This window comes from Streptococcus sp. Marseille-Q6379 (genome assembly GCF_965119505.1).
This window is the reverse complement of record NZ_CBCPLV010000001.1, coordinates 777,951-792,711: the sequence shown is the minus strand read 5'-3', so window position 1 is coordinate 792,711 and position 14,761 is coordinate 777,951. Positions and strand designations below refer to the sequence as shown.

Annotated in this window: 13 protein-coding genes; 3 read left to right on the top strand and 10 right to left on the bottom strand. The window is 40.3% G+C overall.

The features are described 5' to 3' along the window. Positions 1-96: 96 nt before the first annotated feature. The gene (locus ACWPVZ_RS04010; protein ID WP_002890696.1) at positions 97-1,062 is read right to left on the bottom strand and encodes a CdaR family protein; all 966 of its coding nucleotides are present in this window, start codon (positions 1,060-1,062) and stop codon (positions 97-99) included. Beyond that, positions 1,059-1,910, bottom strand: coding sequence for a diadenylate cyclase CdaA (cdaA, locus tag ACWPVZ_RS04005; protein WP_155211851.1), 852 nt, complete (start codon positions 1,908-1,910; stop codon positions 1,059-1,061). Before cdaA ends, ACWPVZ_RS04010 begins: the two co-directional genes overlap by 4 nt. 101 nt (positions 1,911-2,011) lie before the next feature. Here cdaA and murT point away from each other — a divergent pair, with 101 nt between their 5' ends. Then, a complete protein-coding gene (murT, locus tag ACWPVZ_RS04000; protein WP_014634270.1) occupies positions 2,012-3,355 on the top strand; it encodes a lipid II isoglutaminyl synthase subunit MurT in 1,344 nt (447 codons plus the stop codon). Beyond that, positions 3,355-4,143, top strand: coding sequence for a lipid II isoglutaminyl synthase subunit GatD (gene gatD / locus ACWPVZ_RS03995; protein ID WP_014634269.1), 789 nt, complete (start codon positions 3,355-3,357; stop codon positions 4,141-4,143). Before murT ends, gatD begins: the two co-directional genes overlap by 1 nt. Positions 4,144-4,195: 52 nt before the next feature. Here gatD and mprF read toward each other — a convergent pair whose 3' ends face one another. The 5 genes from mprF to udk all read right to left on the bottom strand — a co-directional run bounded on the left by mprF (position 4,196) and on the right by udk (position 10,604). After that, complete coding sequence (mprF, locus tag ACWPVZ_RS03990) at positions 4,196-6,751, bottom strand: bifunctional lysylphosphatidylglycerol flippase/synthetase MprF (RefSeq protein WP_454381025.1); 2,556 nt, start codon at positions 6,749-6,751, stop codon at positions 4,196-4,198. Next, the gene (locus tag ACWPVZ_RS03985; RefSeq protein WP_454381023.1) at positions 6,748-7,467 is read right to left on the bottom strand and encodes an alpha/beta fold hydrolase; all 720 of its coding nucleotides are present in this window, start codon (positions 7,465-7,467) and stop codon (positions 6,748-6,750) included. Before ACWPVZ_RS03985 ends, mprF begins: the two co-directional genes overlap by 4 nt. Before the next feature lie 195 nt (positions 7,468-7,662). Then, on the bottom strand, positions 7,663-7,923 hold the full coding sequence (locus ACWPVZ_RS03980; RefSeq protein WP_002883990.1) for a YiaA/YiaB family inner membrane protein: 261 nt from the start codon (positions 7,921-7,923) through the stop codon (positions 7,663-7,665). An 89-nt stretch (positions 7,924-8,012) separates the two neighbouring features. Then, positions 8,013-9,932 carry a ribosomal protection-like ABC-F family protein gene (abc-f, locus tag ACWPVZ_RS03975; protein ID WP_104020858.1) on the bottom strand — a complete coding sequence of 640 codons (1,920 nt, stop codon included), beginning with the start codon at positions 9,930-9,932 and terminating at the stop codon, positions 8,013-8,015. 36 nt (positions 9,933-9,968) lie between these two features. Next, entirely contained in the window at positions 9,969-10,604 is a 636-nt protein-coding gene (udk, locus tag ACWPVZ_RS03970) for a uridine kinase (RefSeq protein ID WP_002890688.1), read from the bottom strand. A gap of 91 nt (positions 10,605-10,695) precedes the next feature. Here udk and ACWPVZ_RS03965 point away from each other — a divergent pair, with 91 nt between their 5' ends. Beyond that, a complete protein-coding gene (locus tag ACWPVZ_RS03965) occupies positions 10,696-11,778 on the top strand; it encodes a DEAD/DEAH box helicase (RefSeq protein WP_339157094.1) in 1,083 nt (360 codons plus the stop codon). 52 nt (positions 11,779-11,830) lie between these two features. Here ACWPVZ_RS03965 and ACWPVZ_RS03960 read toward each other — a convergent pair whose 3' ends face one another. Genes ACWPVZ_RS03960 through ACWPVZ_RS03950 form a run of 3 tightly spaced genes read right to left on the bottom strand, consistent with a single transcriptional unit; the run spans position 11,831 to position 14,656 of the window. Further along, complete coding sequence (locus tag ACWPVZ_RS03960) at positions 11,831-12,994, bottom strand: ATP-grasp domain-containing protein (protein ID WP_454381019.1); 1,164 nt, start codon at positions 12,992-12,994, stop codon at positions 11,831-11,833. Between the two features lie 46 nt (positions 12,995-13,040). After that, positions 13,041-13,781 (bottom strand): esterase family protein, encoded by a 741-nt coding sequence (locus tag ACWPVZ_RS03955; protein WP_002884014.1) that lies wholly within the window; start codon positions 13,779-13,781, stop codon positions 13,041-13,043. Positions 13,782-13,828: 47 nt separating this feature from the next. Continuing rightward, positions 13,829-14,656: an alpha/beta hydrolase gene (locus ACWPVZ_RS03950; protein WP_049528774.1), complete on the bottom strand. Its 828-nt coding sequence runs from the start codon at positions 14,654-14,656 to the stop codon at positions 13,829-13,831. Positions 14,657-14,761: the final 105 nt, after the last annotated feature.

Here is a 14,761-nt window from a genome sequence, read left to right as displayed (position 1 = left end):
CTTGATTTTAAACATTTTTAATTGGTTACATTTTTATGAGATTAGTCCCTCTCAATCCCATCCATTATACATGAATTTAGGAAAAATGTAACTCCCCTATTTTTGCGTAACTTTTAAGTTAACCTTAACAGTGCCAGGCTGAACCGTAACACCTTCTGCCTTAAGGTCTATTGTTTTTGAAGTGTCCTTAGTCACTTGGCTAATGTCCACAGGGACTGTAATGCTATCAATCTTATCCATAGCTTCTTGACTACCAACAATAGTCACATGTCCACGATTAAAGCTATAGCTGATACTAGACACATTGCTAGCCTTATCTCCAGTCAGTTCGACCTTGACAGGAACAGATTTGCTTAATTTTCGCAAACTAATCTTGGCATGCACCTTAGCTGGTGAGATTGAACTTGCTAGGACTGTTCCATTGGTCGAAACTGCTTGAAGGACCAAGTTCCCATCATAATCTTCAGACAGGTTGGAATCGCCTTCCAATACTGCTTGAACATGATCAATCTGGTTAATGATATCTTCACTCGAAGTTACCTCTACCTTGGTTGCATCCAGGCTAACTTTTTTAACTTCATAGCCATTTGCTAACTTATCTGATGTGATGTTAGCTACGACGTCAAAGGTCTTGCTGGCTTTTTTACCAATAGTCGCCGTCAAGGTTGATGGCGATACTTGCGCAGACATTCCAGCTGGAAGATCCTTAACCTGAATAGGTACTCGACTGGTTCCTTGACCCAAATTCGACAAATCAGCAACTAATTTAAAGTGACGCGTATCACTACTTGTCTCAGTCGTTAAAGCCAGCTGTGTTGTCGCTGTCAAATAGACTTCGGCATCATAGGAATAACCACTGATAAAGTACTTATCACTATCATATTTAATATCCACAGGAACCGACTCAACGGTTTGTGTAAAGGTATTAGATGCACTTGAGCTATTGTTTTTATTTTGCGTATTTCCCGACCATGCCGTGAAAAAGAGTACCACAGCAAAGAAGAGAGCAACTAGCATCTGCCATAAACGATCGTTTTTAAAGAAATTTACAAAACGCTTCATTTTTTGCTACCTCCCATCCAACGTTGGAAGAATGACTGACGTGGTTCTTGTTCTTTCAACAAGATAAGACTCAACTCTTGTTCAAATTCTTGAACAGAGAGATCATGGATGAAATTTCCCTTGTAAGCAATGGAAATCGCCCCAGTCTCCTCTGACACAACAAAGGTAAGCGCATCTGTTTGTTCTGAAAGACCAATGGCAGCCCTGTGCCTAGTTCCAAATTCTTTGGAAATCTTATTAGATTCCGTCAATGGCAGATAAGAACAAGCCGTCGCAACCTTGTTATCTCTGATAATAACTGCCCCATCATGAAGCGGTGTATTTGGAATGAAAATATTAATTAATAGTTCCCCAGTCACCACTGCATCAAGTGGAATGCCAGTCGCAATCTGCTCTTGTAGGGTCTGAGTCTGTTCAATAGAAACCAAGGCACCAATCTTACGAGGACTCATGTACTTAACAGCTTTAACGAAGGCTTGAACCAACTTCTCATCTGAGCTAACCTCTTTATTTTGCAAAAAATGCTGAGGCGTACGTCCAAAGGTTTCAAGTGCAGAACGAAGCTCTGGCGCAAAGATTACAACCGCCGCAATGGCTCCATAGTTGATAACCTGATTCATCAAATAAGAAATCGTCGTGAAGCCTATAAAATCAGAAATCAGTTTGACTAAAATAAATAAGACAACCCCTTGAACAAGGGTCATAATTTTTGTCCCTCGTAGGGCCCTAATAAAGCGATAAATTAAAAAAGCAACAATCAATATGTCCAAACTATTGACGACAACTTTCAGCGGACTATCAAAGAGTGACCGCCAAAAATCAATATCAATGGACGAAAGTATTCCCATACATATCACACTTTCTTTTAATTTTTAAACAGTTTCTATTATACCACGAATTCTAACTATTTTGAGACTACAATCACTACTTTTTGTGATAAAATAAATTCATGACTATGAAAACTACCATGGGAATTCTAGCGGGAAAAGCTAGCCATTTCGTCCTTTCAAAATTGGGACGTGGCTCAACCCTGCCTGGAAAAATCGCCCTTAAATTTGACAAAGATATTTTAGACACTTTAGCCAAGGATTACGAGATTGTTGTTGTCACTGGAACCAATGGTAAGACTCTGACAACAGCTTTAACAGTAGGAATTCTTAAAGAAGCTTTTGGTGAGATTGTGACCAACCCTAGTGGGGCCAACATGATCACAGGAATCACTTCTACTTTCCTAACAGCAAAAAAAGCCAAGTCTGGTAAGAAAATCGCTGTCTTAGAAATTGACGAGGCTAGCCTTCCAAAAATCACTGAATACATCACTCCAAGTCTTTTTGTCTTCACAAATATTTTCCGTGACCAAATGGACCGCTATGGTGAAATCTATACTACTTATCAGATGATTTTAGATGGTGCTGCTAAGGCACCTGAGGCCACTATTTTGGCCAATGGAGACAGTCCTCTCTTTAATTCTAAAGAGGTGGTCAATCCTGTACGCTTCTATGGTTTTGACACTGAAAAACACGCTCCAGAGCTGGCACATTATAATACCGAAGGAATTGTCTGCCCTAAATGTGAGAGCATTCTTCAGTATCGCCTCAATACTTATGCTAATTTGGGTGACTATGTATGCCTCAACTGTGACTTTCACCGTCCAGAATTAGACTATAAGCTAACAGAGTTGACTAAAATCACTAACACTACTTCTGAATTTGTCATTGATGGACAAGATTACAAAATTAATGTCGGTGGTCTTTATAACATCTACAATGCCCTTGCTGCCGTCTCTGTCGCTGAATTCTTCGGAGTGGCTCCAGAGCAAATCAAAGCTGGTTTTGATAAGAGTCGTGCTGTCTTTGGACGCCAAGAAACCTTTAAGATTGGTGACAAATCATGTACTCTCGTACTAATTAAGAATCCAGTAGGAGCCAGCCAAGCTCTCGATATGATTAAACTTGCAGATTATCCATTTAGCTTGTCAGTCCTTCTTAACGCCAACTATGCTGATGGTATTGATACTAGCTGGATTTGGGATGCCAACTTTGAAAGCATTATCGAGATGGATATCCCTGAGATTAACGCTGGTGGTGTTCGTCATTCTGAAATTGCCCGCCGTCTTCGTGTAACCGGCTATCCAGAAGAAAAGATTACGCAAGCAGAAAAACTTGAAGATATTATGGCCTTGATTGAAAAACAAGATTGCGATCATGCCTATATCTTAGCGACCTATACTGCCATGCTTGAATTCCGTGATATTCTTGCTCAACGTCATGCTGTCGGAAAGGAGATGAACTAATGACTTATACTTCACTCAAATCTCCAGAAAATCGTGACTACACCTATGACCTAAATGTTGCCCACCTTTATGGTAATCTACTCAATACCTACGGTGACAACGGAAATGTCCTTATGATCAAATACGTGGGTGAAAAACTTGGTGCTAAGATGACCTTCGACATCGTTTCAGTTGGTGATGACTTCGACAAGGACCACTACGACATGGTCTTCTTTGGAGGTGGTCAAGACTACGAACAATCCATCGTTGCTAAAGACCTCCCAACTAAGCGTGAGGCTATTGGTCAATTCATCCAAGATAACAAAGTAATTCTTGCCATCTGTGGTGGTTTCCAACTTCTTGGTCAATATTACATCCAGGCTAATGGTGTCCGCATTGATGGTATCGGTGTTATGGGCCACTACACCCTTAATCAAGAAAATAATCGTTATATTGGTGACATTAAGATCCATAACGAAGAGTTCGATGAAACTTACTATGGCTTTGAGAATCACCAAGGGCGTACCTTCCTCTCTGATGATGAAAAACCACTTGGAAAAGTGCTCTACGGTAATGGTAATAACAAGGAAGACGGTTCTGAGGGTGTCCACTATAAAAATGTTTATGGTAGCTACTTCCATGGACCAATTCTTTCTCGTAACGCCAACCTGGCCTACCGTTTGGTCACTACTGCCCTTCGTAACAAATATGGCCAAGACATTAAATTGCCAAGTTACAATGACATTCTTTCAAGCGAAGTCGCTGAAGAATACGCAGATACTAAATCAAAAGCAGAATTTGAGAAATAATTCTATGACATAGAAAAATAGTGAAACCTTAGGGTTTCGCTATTTTTCATATCTATTTCCAAAGACGTCTTTTCTTCAATCTGTCTTCAATTTTACGATTATCAATCCTTAGAATGGCAATCATATCAAACAAGAGCCAAGTTCGTTTAGGATAAACAATGTATTTTGGAGACCATATTGGAGAGAACTTCTCTTTATAACGTTGGAGCCCACTAAAAGAGTAAAAACGCTGCGCAAAGACATAGACTAAATTGGCAACCTTCTCTTCCAAGAAACTATCTTCTTCAGTACCCACATTCGCGAGTGGAGCCATTCCCATATCAAAGTACTGCTTTCCTTCTGCTTGGAAGTACTGGAAGAGTTTCACAAAGAGGTAATCCATGATGCCTTCAGGTGCCTTTTCAAAGTCATAACGCATAAGGTCAATCGTCGCCACCCGTTTGTTTTTGGTTGGCATGATATTGGCAAAGGCTACAATTTCTCCCTCCTCACTCTCAACAATAGCAATCGGTGCCTGCTGCAAATAGGCTACATCAAAGAAACCAAGAGAGAAGCCCTTCTCCTTACGACCGTTAAGCCAAATATCTGAGACAGCCTTCATTTCTTGCATCTGAGTCTCTGAAAATGGAGGGTCAAGTAACTTAAACTGGAAACCTGCTTTTTCAACACGATTGGTTGGCTTACGGAACTTCTTACCATGCTTACCATCAACAGAAAATGACGTCAAATCAACCATGGCATTTTCCCCAAATTTCATAAAATCAAAGCCATAATCATGAAGCATCAGGGTAATACTCTCATCTGCCTCATAAAACAAGGCTTGTAAATTCCAATCCGATAAGGTCTTCAAGAAAGATTCCCAAGCTGCTCGGTAATAGTTTTCATTACCTATCGGATTTCCCATAACCACACACTTGTTACTGGTTTGTGCAAATTGGAAAACTACCTGGTCTTGTCCATCGACACGATACCAAAAGAGGCGTTTATCATGTAAATAAGCCAGGGCACTTTCTGATGCACCTCCATATTTCTCAAGGAGAGCTGTGAAGCGCTCATCATCCATGCTTTGACCAAAAGGCCTGCGGGGTGCCAAAATTCTCAAGACTCCCCAAACTATGGTTGCAATGATAACTGATGCCAGTAAAATATCAAACCAAATATGAACAAAATGTCCAAGAACATCCCGATTCTTAGGTGGCAACAAATGAGACCAAAAACCGCTGCCACCCAAAACGAGAAGAACCAGAATCGTAAAGGCTAGGAAAAGAAAATCCTTGGTTTTGTCTTCCCAACTATAAACAAAGTAACGATGATACAATCTTTTTCTGATGATCAACATAAGCACCAAAGAGAGTAAAATTAGGAAAGACATGGCCCATGAAATACCATTGAGATTGACATAAATTAAGGCCAAGACAAAGGTTATCAAGGAGGCAACAAAAGCACCCTTAACCCGACGTCTAATGAGACGAGCCATGAAAATAAATAGGGTTCCAAATAGGATACTTGGGAATTGCCAAATCAACTGCTCCTGAATAGGATCAAAACGGCTAATAAAGTAGACATTAGCCAAGCGTTCAGGGATTAAGGCAGACAAAATCAAGAAAATCCCTAAAAAACGTAGCAAATATACGAGAAAACGGTGGAGACTTCCACCAAATACTCGTGAAGAAAGTTTGAAGTATTTCTCGTTGATACGTCCTCCCATGTGTTTGAAAAAGAAGACAACACCAAGCATGAAGGGAATAACGTAGTAGGTTAAACGAAAGAGCAAGAGCAGACTAACCGCAAGAGCATTACTAACCCCCATAGAGGTCAGACCGGTAATCACAATCAAATCGAAACTACCAATTCCACCCGGAATCATAGAGAAGATACCAATAATAACCGCTAGGAAATAAAGTGGAACCAGATTATAAAGTGGAACATGTAAGCCCATTAAATAAGCCACACTGACAAAGCTCCCCAGGGCCGTTCCCCATTCAGCTGTCGAAGCTAAAAGAAGACTTAGCCTCGTTTTCAACGGTACTTGACCAAAATAGGTTAACTTTTCACGACTAGAAACAAAGAAAATAAAAGGCAGATAAAGGAAAATACCCAATAAGAGTAACCAATATTTTCTTAAGTCTGGACTTAGAGGGAAGAACCAAAAGACAGCGAATACCAAACCACTTAAAAGGGATAGGCCCGACATAAAATAAGGCAATAAACGAGAAAGTGCCTTAACACCTGTCTTTTCCTGCCCATCCTCAGAATAAAAGGAATATCGCAGTCCCACATCGACCAAACCAGCAAAACCAGCCAAGTTATTAATGGTATTGACAGCCCAACTTGTTTCTAAGATATAGGATTTGGAATAATCCGTTTCTAGCTCCTTATTCAGTATGATGTCATAAAAGAGCATGGGGGAGACAGGGACTAGTCCGATGACAGCCATCAAAACAAGATGCCAAATAGACAAACCAGACAGAGCTGACTCCAGTGACTCTAAAGTGATGGTCCGTTTTAGACGAACCAATTCTATGACGACAAGAACCGTAATCGAGATAAAAAAGATGGATTTAACGGCTGCTTTTAAAGGTTGAAGTCTCTCTAAAAGACGCTTCATGCCACCACCTCTTTTCGACTAATTCTCACAAGCTCACGAATCATTTGATTAAAGACCTTATATTTACGTTGAGCTAGACGATGCCCTTCTCGACGTTGGACATAGAGCTTATGAATCGGAAAGAGCTCTGAAATCTCTCTAGAATGCCTAATACTGATAACATCCCTTTGCCCCATAACTACCCAAACAGGATAGGCAGCCTGATGTAGACGTTCCCTATCTAATGGCAAGTCATGAAGCATCAGACCTGTTACCTGAGCCATGATATCCATTTTAGATGAAAATGGTGACAAGGCTTTTAAGCAAAGATATTGTATATAGACTGCGAATCTTGAGCGTCTCGTCAACCCATTAAAGGTCATATTTCCCGCATTAAGCAAGAGCCCTGCAATCCGGTCAGGATAACGACTAGCATAAACCATAGCCAAATTAGCACCGTCACTATGACCGACAAATAAGGCCTTCTTGATATTCAAATATTGCAAAATTTCCTCCAAATCGGCAGCCATCTGTTCAAAGGTCATCTTTACACTCTGACGACTGGACCTGCCGTGATTACGACTATCAATGAAAATTAAACGATAGTCTCGATACAGAATTCCTTGCCTTCCAAAGTAATTCCCTGACAAATTATTGCCATGCAAAAAAACAATTGGAAAGCCTTTACCGAGATCACGATAATAGATGATTTGACCATCTTTCACTTTGAATTCCATAATATTACCTACCTTTTCACTAACGCATTCTTATACGATAATTAGTCTTATAAGGCATTAGGGCTGATGAATTGGACTTAGCACATTCCAAAATCATCTACCCCTCTTCACTCCATTATAACACTTCCACTAGGGAAGAGTCAGAATATTTGTGCATTTTCTGCAAAAAGAAAAAGCCTTTTCAGGCTTCTCCTCTTATTGTTCGAAAGTTTGTTGAGCGATGAGCTTATTATAGTTTTCCTCATCTTCTTGGTTATCACGGACAACCTTAGATACTGTAAATGAAGATGAAATCAAACCAACACATCCCATGAGGTAGTAACCCTTAACCATCAAAGGCTCTTTAAGGGTATAGAGGCCTACCAACATCAAGATTACGAAGAAGGCAAATGATCCCCATGCCATCATGTTGAAAGATGTTGTGTTACGATACACTTTTTTCTTTACTTTGTTCATAAAGTTAGTCTCCTTTTATATACTAAGACTATTATACCAACAATGTAAGCCTTTCACAACTCAAATCATGAAAGGGTTCTCATCATCCCTTAACCTTCCAATTGTTCTGATAGGTCACTCCACTCTTCCATCAGAGCTTCTTGATTGACTGATAAGTCATCCAGCTCTTTCTGTAAGTCAGACAATTCTGCCACGTCATTTGTTTCAAGCATGGCAGCAGAGATTTCCTCCAATCGTTCTTCAATCGTCTCTAGCTCATTTTCAATTTGCTCAATGCGTCGGCTTAATTTACGCAGCTCTTTTTGATTGGCTTTTTGAGTTTGATAATCACTAGCACCCGCTGAAGCGACTTGGACTTCCTCTGATACTTGATTTTCCTCTGCTTCAAGACGTGCTAACTCTTCAAGCTCCGCCTTTTTCTCAAGGTAGTAATCATAATCTCCAAGGTAAATAGTTGCCCCATCCTCAGAAATTTCCATCACTTTTGTTGCCACACGGTTGATAAAGTAACGGTCATGGCTGACAAAGAGAAGCGTTCCATCAAAGTCAATGAGGGCATTTTCCAAGACTTCCTTACTATCAATGTCCAAGTGGTTGGTCGGCTCATCTAGGATGAGGAAGTTGTTGTTTTCCATTGATAATTTAGCTAGGAGCAGACGAGCTTTCTCACCACCAGAGAGCATGGAAACAGACTTTTTGACATCATCACCTGAGAAGAGAAAGGCCCCCAGACGGTTACGAATCTCAACTTCAGGAGTCGTCGCAAAATCATTCCATAACTCATCAAGGACTGTGTTCGACGGTGTCAAGGCAGATTGGGTTTGATCATAATACCCCACTTCAACATTAGCACCATAGGTTGACGTTCCCTTGATAAAAGGCAATTTACCCACTACCGACTTGATAAAGGTTGTTTTCCCGATACCATTTGGACCAACGATGGCAATGGCATCCATCTTCTTAACATCCAGGGAAATAGGCTCTGAGAGAATCTCATCGTCATAACCAATAGCAGCATCCTTAACTGTCAAGACCACATTCCCAGAGACCTTATCCGCATGAAAAGTCATATTAGCTGACTTCTGGCCTTCTGTTGGCTTATCCAGACGTTCCATTTTCTCTAGCTGTTTACGACGGGCTTGAGCACGCTTAGTTGTAGAAGCACGGACAATATTACGATTAACAAAGTCCTCCAACTTAGCAATTTCCTTTTGTTGTTTTTCGAAGTTCTTTGCTTCAGTGGCCAACTTTTCAGCCTTAAGGTCCATGAATTTTGAATAGTTTCCGACATAACGATCTAAACTATGTTTGGTCAAATCCAGGGTTACTGTCGCCACCTTATCCAAAAAATAACGGTCGTGACTGACAATGATTAGAGCTCCCTGATAATTGACCAGGTAATTCTCCAACCAGGCAATGGTTTCGATATCCAAGTGGTTAGTCGGTTCATCCAGTATCAAGAGTTCAGGCTTCTCAAGCAGCATTTTCGCCAAAGCTAAGCGCGTGTTTTGCCCTCCAGAAAGATCTGAAATAGGCATCTCCCACATGCTTTCATCAAACTTAAAACCATTGAGAATGGCTCTGATATCAGATTCATAGGTAAAACCACCTCGCTGTCTGAAATCCTCAGAAAGGCGATCGTAGTCAGTCATTAACTTGTCCAAGTCTGACCCAGTTAACTCAGCCATCTTCATTTCCATGTCACGAAGGCGTTTTTCGTCTGCACGAAGACCTGCAAAAACATTCAACATTTCCGCATAGATGGTATTGCTAGACTCAAAGCGACTATCCTGAGCTAAGTAAGACAAATTCAAATCACGTTTTGTGTTGATTTCACCACTTGTCGGCGCTTCCTCTCCAACCAAAATTTTCAATAGGGTTGATTTCCCAGCACCGTTACGTCCAACAAGGGCAATACGATCGCGTTCATCTACCTGAATATTAATATTATCAAAGAGCACATCCCCTGAGAAAGAGCGCTCAATCTTGTTTCCTTGTAAAATAATCATAACGTTTCAATTATACCAAAAAAGCCAAGCTCCTGCTTAGGCTTTCTGACTTTCTTTCAAAATGCTTGCTACCTTAGTATTAATCAAATCGATAGCAACAGTATTTGTGACACCTTCAGGAATCACCACATCTGCGTAGCGTTTCGTAGGTTCGATAAACTGGTGGTACATAGGTTTAACCACACTGATATATTGCTCAATGATACTATCCAAGCTACGGCCACGCTCTTCCATATCACGCTTGATACGACGGATAATACGAATGTCATCATCAGTATCTACAAAAAGCTTGATATCCATCAAATCACGCAAGCGTTTATCCTCAAGTACCAAAATCCCTTCAACAATGAAGACGTCCTGTGGTTCCTGACGATAAGTCTTTTCACTACGAGTGTGTTGGGTGTAGTCATAAATCGGAATATCCACTGGACGCCCAGCAATCAGCTCATTGATGTGTTCAATCATAAGATCTGTATCGAAGGCAAAGGGATGGTCGTAGTTAGTTGACACACGCTCTTCAAAGGTCAAATGTGACTGATCCTTATAATAAGAATCATGCTCAATCATAGCAATTTTCTCATCTGGAAAATTTGATAGAATGGCACGAGAAACACTGGTCTTACCTCCACCAGAGCCACCCGTAACCCCAATAATAATCGGTTTTTTAGGCATGGTAAATTCCTATCTAATATAGTCTTTCTTATTTATTCTACACTAAATCATGATATAATAAAAGCAAATCCATATAGAAAATGAGACTTTTATGTTTAAAAACTTTCCTGAACAATGGCAAGACCTCCTTAAAGAAAAAGGAATCACTACAGAGACTGCCATTCAAAAAGAACTCTTTGCACCAATCACTGAAGGAGACAATATCCTAGGTATCAGTCCTACAGGAACAGGTAAGACTCTAGCCTACCTTCTCCCATTGCTCCTCTCACTCAAGCCCAAAAAATCTCAGCAATTGCTTATCCTAGCACCCAATTCAGAGCTTGCTGGACAGATTTTTGATGTGACCAAACAATGGGCTGAGCCACTAGGACTCACTGCCCAACTCTTCCTTTCTGGCTCTAGTCAAAAGAGACAAATTGAACGCCTGAAGAAAGGACCGGAAATTCTCATCGGAACACCTGGCCGTGTCTTTGAGCTGATTAAACTCAAAAAGATCAAGATGATGAATGTCAACACCATCGTCCTAGATGAATTTGATGAGCTTCTCAGTGATAGCCAATACCACTTTGTGACAAAAATCAGCCACCATGTTCCTCGTGACCATCAAATGATTTATATTTCGGCAACCAACAAAATTGATGATCAAAATCTTGTCGAAAATACCATCGTTTATGACCTATCTGATCAAGAACTTGACACCATCAAACATTATTTTATCAGTGTTGATAAACGTAACCGTGTCGAACTTCTTCGTAAGTTCTCCAATATCCCTGACTTCCGTGGCCTTGTCTTTTTTAACAGTCTATCTGACCTTGGGGCTACTGAAGAACGCCTCCAATTTAACGGGGCTTCAGCGGTATCATTGGCTAGTGACATCAACATCAAATTCCGTAAGGTTATCTTGGAAAAATTCAAGAATCATGAGATTTCACTCTTACTCGGTACTGACCTCTTGGCACGCGGCATCGATATTGAAAATCTAGAGGTAGTCATCAACTTCGATATACCTCGAGATCGCGAAGCCTATACTCACCGTGCAGGACGTACTGGTCGTATGGGAAATGAAGGTAGCGTCATTAGCTTTGTAACCCATCCAGAAGACCTCAAAAAACTTAAAAAATTCGCCAAAGTTTCAGAACTGGTTCTTAAAAATCAAGAACTTCACGAAAAATAAGGCATTACAAAAGCACTTCAGTTTACTCTGAAGTGCTTTTAACATATACAGACTAGGCTTTTTTACCAAAGTCCTCAATCATTTGTTCCATTTCCTCACGACTTGGAGTTGTCAACATATAGAGGAAGTCACCTTGCAACTCTGCAAAGGCTGCAGGCATGATTTTCTTAACTTTAAGTTGTTCACGATACTTATCAAAAAGTTCTTCTTCTGAATAAGCATAGTGAGAGCTTGCACGACGTGAAGTCGCCAAACAGTAAAGTGGCTCAAACTGAGAAGCTGGGAATGGTTCGCCAGCAACGATATCCGCATACCCCTTGTACAAATCGAAAGAGTGAGCATAGTTATACACGTCGATTGTGAAACCACCTGCTGGACGGTTGTTATATTCAATAGCAATATAATCGTCACCATCACGGAAGAACTCAATATGGAAGAAACGTTCCTTCATACCAAATTCTTTGACAATTGCCTCACCATACTTACGTAACTTAGGATCCATTTCCTTAAGAACGTAGTAAGAATTATCCATCTTGTAAATCATCAAGTCAAGTGGTGTGTGGGCATAATCAAAAGTTGTCGAGAAGACAATATTACCATCATGATCAATCAAACCATCGAAAGTACAGATTTCGCTTGAAGTTACAAATTTTTCAAAGAAATAAACTGTTTCATGATTCCACTCAGCCTTAAAGTGATTGATATCATCTTCTGTTTCAAGTTTGAAGGTTGCAGCTGCACCAACCCCATTATCTGGCTTAGCAATCATTGGAAGACCGATTTCTTTCACAGCTTTATCCACATCTTCATCAGTTTTAATGACAGCACCAGGTACAACTGGAACTCCAGCTTTTTGGAAGAGTTTTTTCATTTCAGACTTAAATTTAGTCTTCTTAAGATCTTCTGGCTTAGCACCAAAAACATTGAACTGTTCACGAAGAGCAGCATCCAATTCCAACCAGTATTCGTTATGAGATTCGATTCGGTCAATTGATCCGTGTTTATAGAAAAGAAAGGCTACCGCACGTTTAACTTCATCCAAGTTTTCCAGATTGTCTACACGGAAGTACTCAGTCAAAGCCTCTTTCAAAGGTTGATCCAATTGTTCATAAGGCTCTTGACCAATACCAAGAACAGTGATGCCCTTATTAGCAAGTTCAACTGTAAACTGTTGGAAGTTTTGTGGATAGTATGGTGAAATAACAAGATAATTCATTAGTAATTCCTCTTTTATAGTTATTTAGATGGGATGGACAAAGAAGTTATAGGTTCATATTGTCAAGGAAATAAGGCATTTGTTTACGCCACCATTCCCAATCGTGAGCGACATCATGACCCCACTCAGAGAACCAAGCTGGAATATTCTTTTGTTCAAAGGCTTCCTTGAGTTTATAGTAAGATGGAAGACCATCTTGTTCCCAAGCACCAAGACCTGTACATACGATGATCTCAGCTTGACGGTAGCGGTCGATAAACCAACCATCATTTTGGTTCCAGATATAATCTGATGGGGAATTTTGGTAAATAGCTTCATCCCCTCCAAACTCACCCACAAAGAAACGAGCATCGTAGACACCACTAAGGGCTACTACTTTATTGAAAACATCAGGGTGTTGCAAGAAGAAATTAAGCGCATGGTAAGCACCCATTGAACATCCTGTTGTCATCATTGGATCAAACCAACCAGTTTTGTGTTTGATAAATGGAATAGCTTCTTCAATAACATAACGTTCATAGGCACGGTGCATTTCAGCACGATCGTGTGGATTTTTCCAATCACAAAGCCAGCTTTCACTGTCCACACTTGAAAGCGTAAAGAATTGTACGCGTCCTTCTTCGATAAAACGTGCACAAGCATCAATCATACCAAAGTCATAGTATTCGTTATGGCTACCACCTGATGAAGCAAAAACCACAACAGGGATACCAGCGTGCCCATAACGGTTAACATACATTTCACGATTAAGTTGACCACTCCAGTGGCTAAGATGTTCGATATTCATATTTATATTCCTTTTCCTAAATTAAAAATATTTTGCGTTAATAAAGACTAGTCCCACTTTTCAGCGAAAAAGCGAAGACAGTCTGGTAAATTCTCGGCCCAAGCTTCTTCATTGTGTTCAGCACCAGACTGAATGTGAATCTTGATATTTTCCAAATCAACCCCACGAGCAATCAAATCATGGTAATAGCTTAATGAAGAGTCAATGTAAGCCTGCTTAATGTTACCAGCCATCAAGGTCTTATCAGTATCATCAGCTTCCTCAGTCCCCACATAAATGTAAACACGTTGATCTGCATCCAATTTTTGACGCGACATGTAACGATCAAAGGCATCTTGATGCAACCAGTTAGCTGAAGAAAATACCCCAAGACAACCAATCTGCTCCTTATAATCAAGCCCCATAAACTGAGTGATATTACCACCGAGAGATGAACCAATCATAGCTGTATGCTGACGGTCAGAGAGGGTACGGTATTCCTTATCAATAAAGGGTTTAACCACATCCATGACAAACTCTGCATACTCTACACCCTTACCTCCGAACTGGACACCAGGGATATTAGATTCTTGGTACTTCCACGCAGAATACTCATTCATACGGCCAGGACCATCATTATCAATGGCTACAACAATCATGCGCGAAATATCAGGATTACGCTTGATTGTTGGGATAATCTTCCAAGAATAGCCAGAAAAAGACTCCTTACTATAAAGAACATTCTGACCATCATGGAAATACACGACAGGGTAAGAACGATCTGTATCCGTTTCATAGTTCTTAGGTAGAAGAACACGCACACGACGAAGTTGACCAGTGTATGGTACCTCTAACTCATGCGTCTTCATAACCAAGTAAAAATAAGATTTATTCATTGTCAGAAAACTCTCTATATTCGAAATTTAGTTCTATTATACCATATTTTAAAAGAAAAAGAGCCCCTATTATTGGGACTCTTTACACTTTTTTAATGATTGAAT

Coding starts and splice junctions, on each gene's coding strand:
- udk (WP_002890688.1), bottom strand. CDS start 10,604: ATGCCTAAAAAACCGATTATTATTGGGGTTACGGGTGGCTCTGGTGGA.
- cdaA (WP_155211851.1), bottom strand. CDS start 1,910: ATGGGAATACTTTCGTCCATTGATATTGATTTTTGGCGGTCACTCTTT.
- ACWPVZ_RS03985 (WP_454381023.1), bottom strand. CDS start 7,467: ATGGAATTCAAAGTGAAAGATGGTCAAATCATCTATTATCGTGATCTC.
- ACWPVZ_RS03960 (WP_454381019.1), bottom strand. CDS start 12,994: ATGAATTATCTTGTTATTTCACCATACTATCCACAAAACTTCCAACAG.
- ACWPVZ_RS04010 (WP_002890696.1), bottom strand. CDS start 1,062: ATGAAGCGTTTTGTAAATTTCTTTAAAAACGATCGTTTATGGCAGATG.
- ACWPVZ_RS03955 (WP_002884014.1), bottom strand. CDS start 13,781: ATGAATATCGAACATCTTAGCCACTGGAGTGGTCAACTTAATCGTGAA.
- abc-f (WP_104020858.1), bottom strand. CDS start 9,932: ATGATTATTTTACAAGGAAACAAGATTGAGCGCTCTTTCTCAGGGGAT.
- gatD (WP_014634269.1), top strand. CDS start 3,355: ATGACTTATACTTCACTCAAATCTCCAGAAAATCGTGACTACACCTAT.
- ACWPVZ_RS03950 (WP_049528774.1), bottom strand. CDS start 14,656: ATGAATAAATCTTATTTTTACTTGGTTATGAAGACGCATGAGTTAGAG.
- murT (WP_014634270.1), top strand. CDS start 2,012: ATGACTATGAAAACTACCATGGGAATTCTAGCGGGAAAAGCTAGCCAT.
- mprF (WP_454381025.1), bottom strand. CDS start 6,751: ATGAAGCGTCTTTTAGAGAGACTTCAACCTTTAAAAGCAGCCGTTAAA.
- ACWPVZ_RS03965 (WP_339157094.1), top strand. CDS start 10,696: ATGTTTAAAAACTTTCCTGAACAATGGCAAGACCTCCTTAAAGAAAAA.
- ACWPVZ_RS03980 (WP_002883990.1), bottom strand. CDS start 7,923: ATGAACAAAGTAAAGAAAAAAGTGTATCGTAACACAACATCTTTCAAC.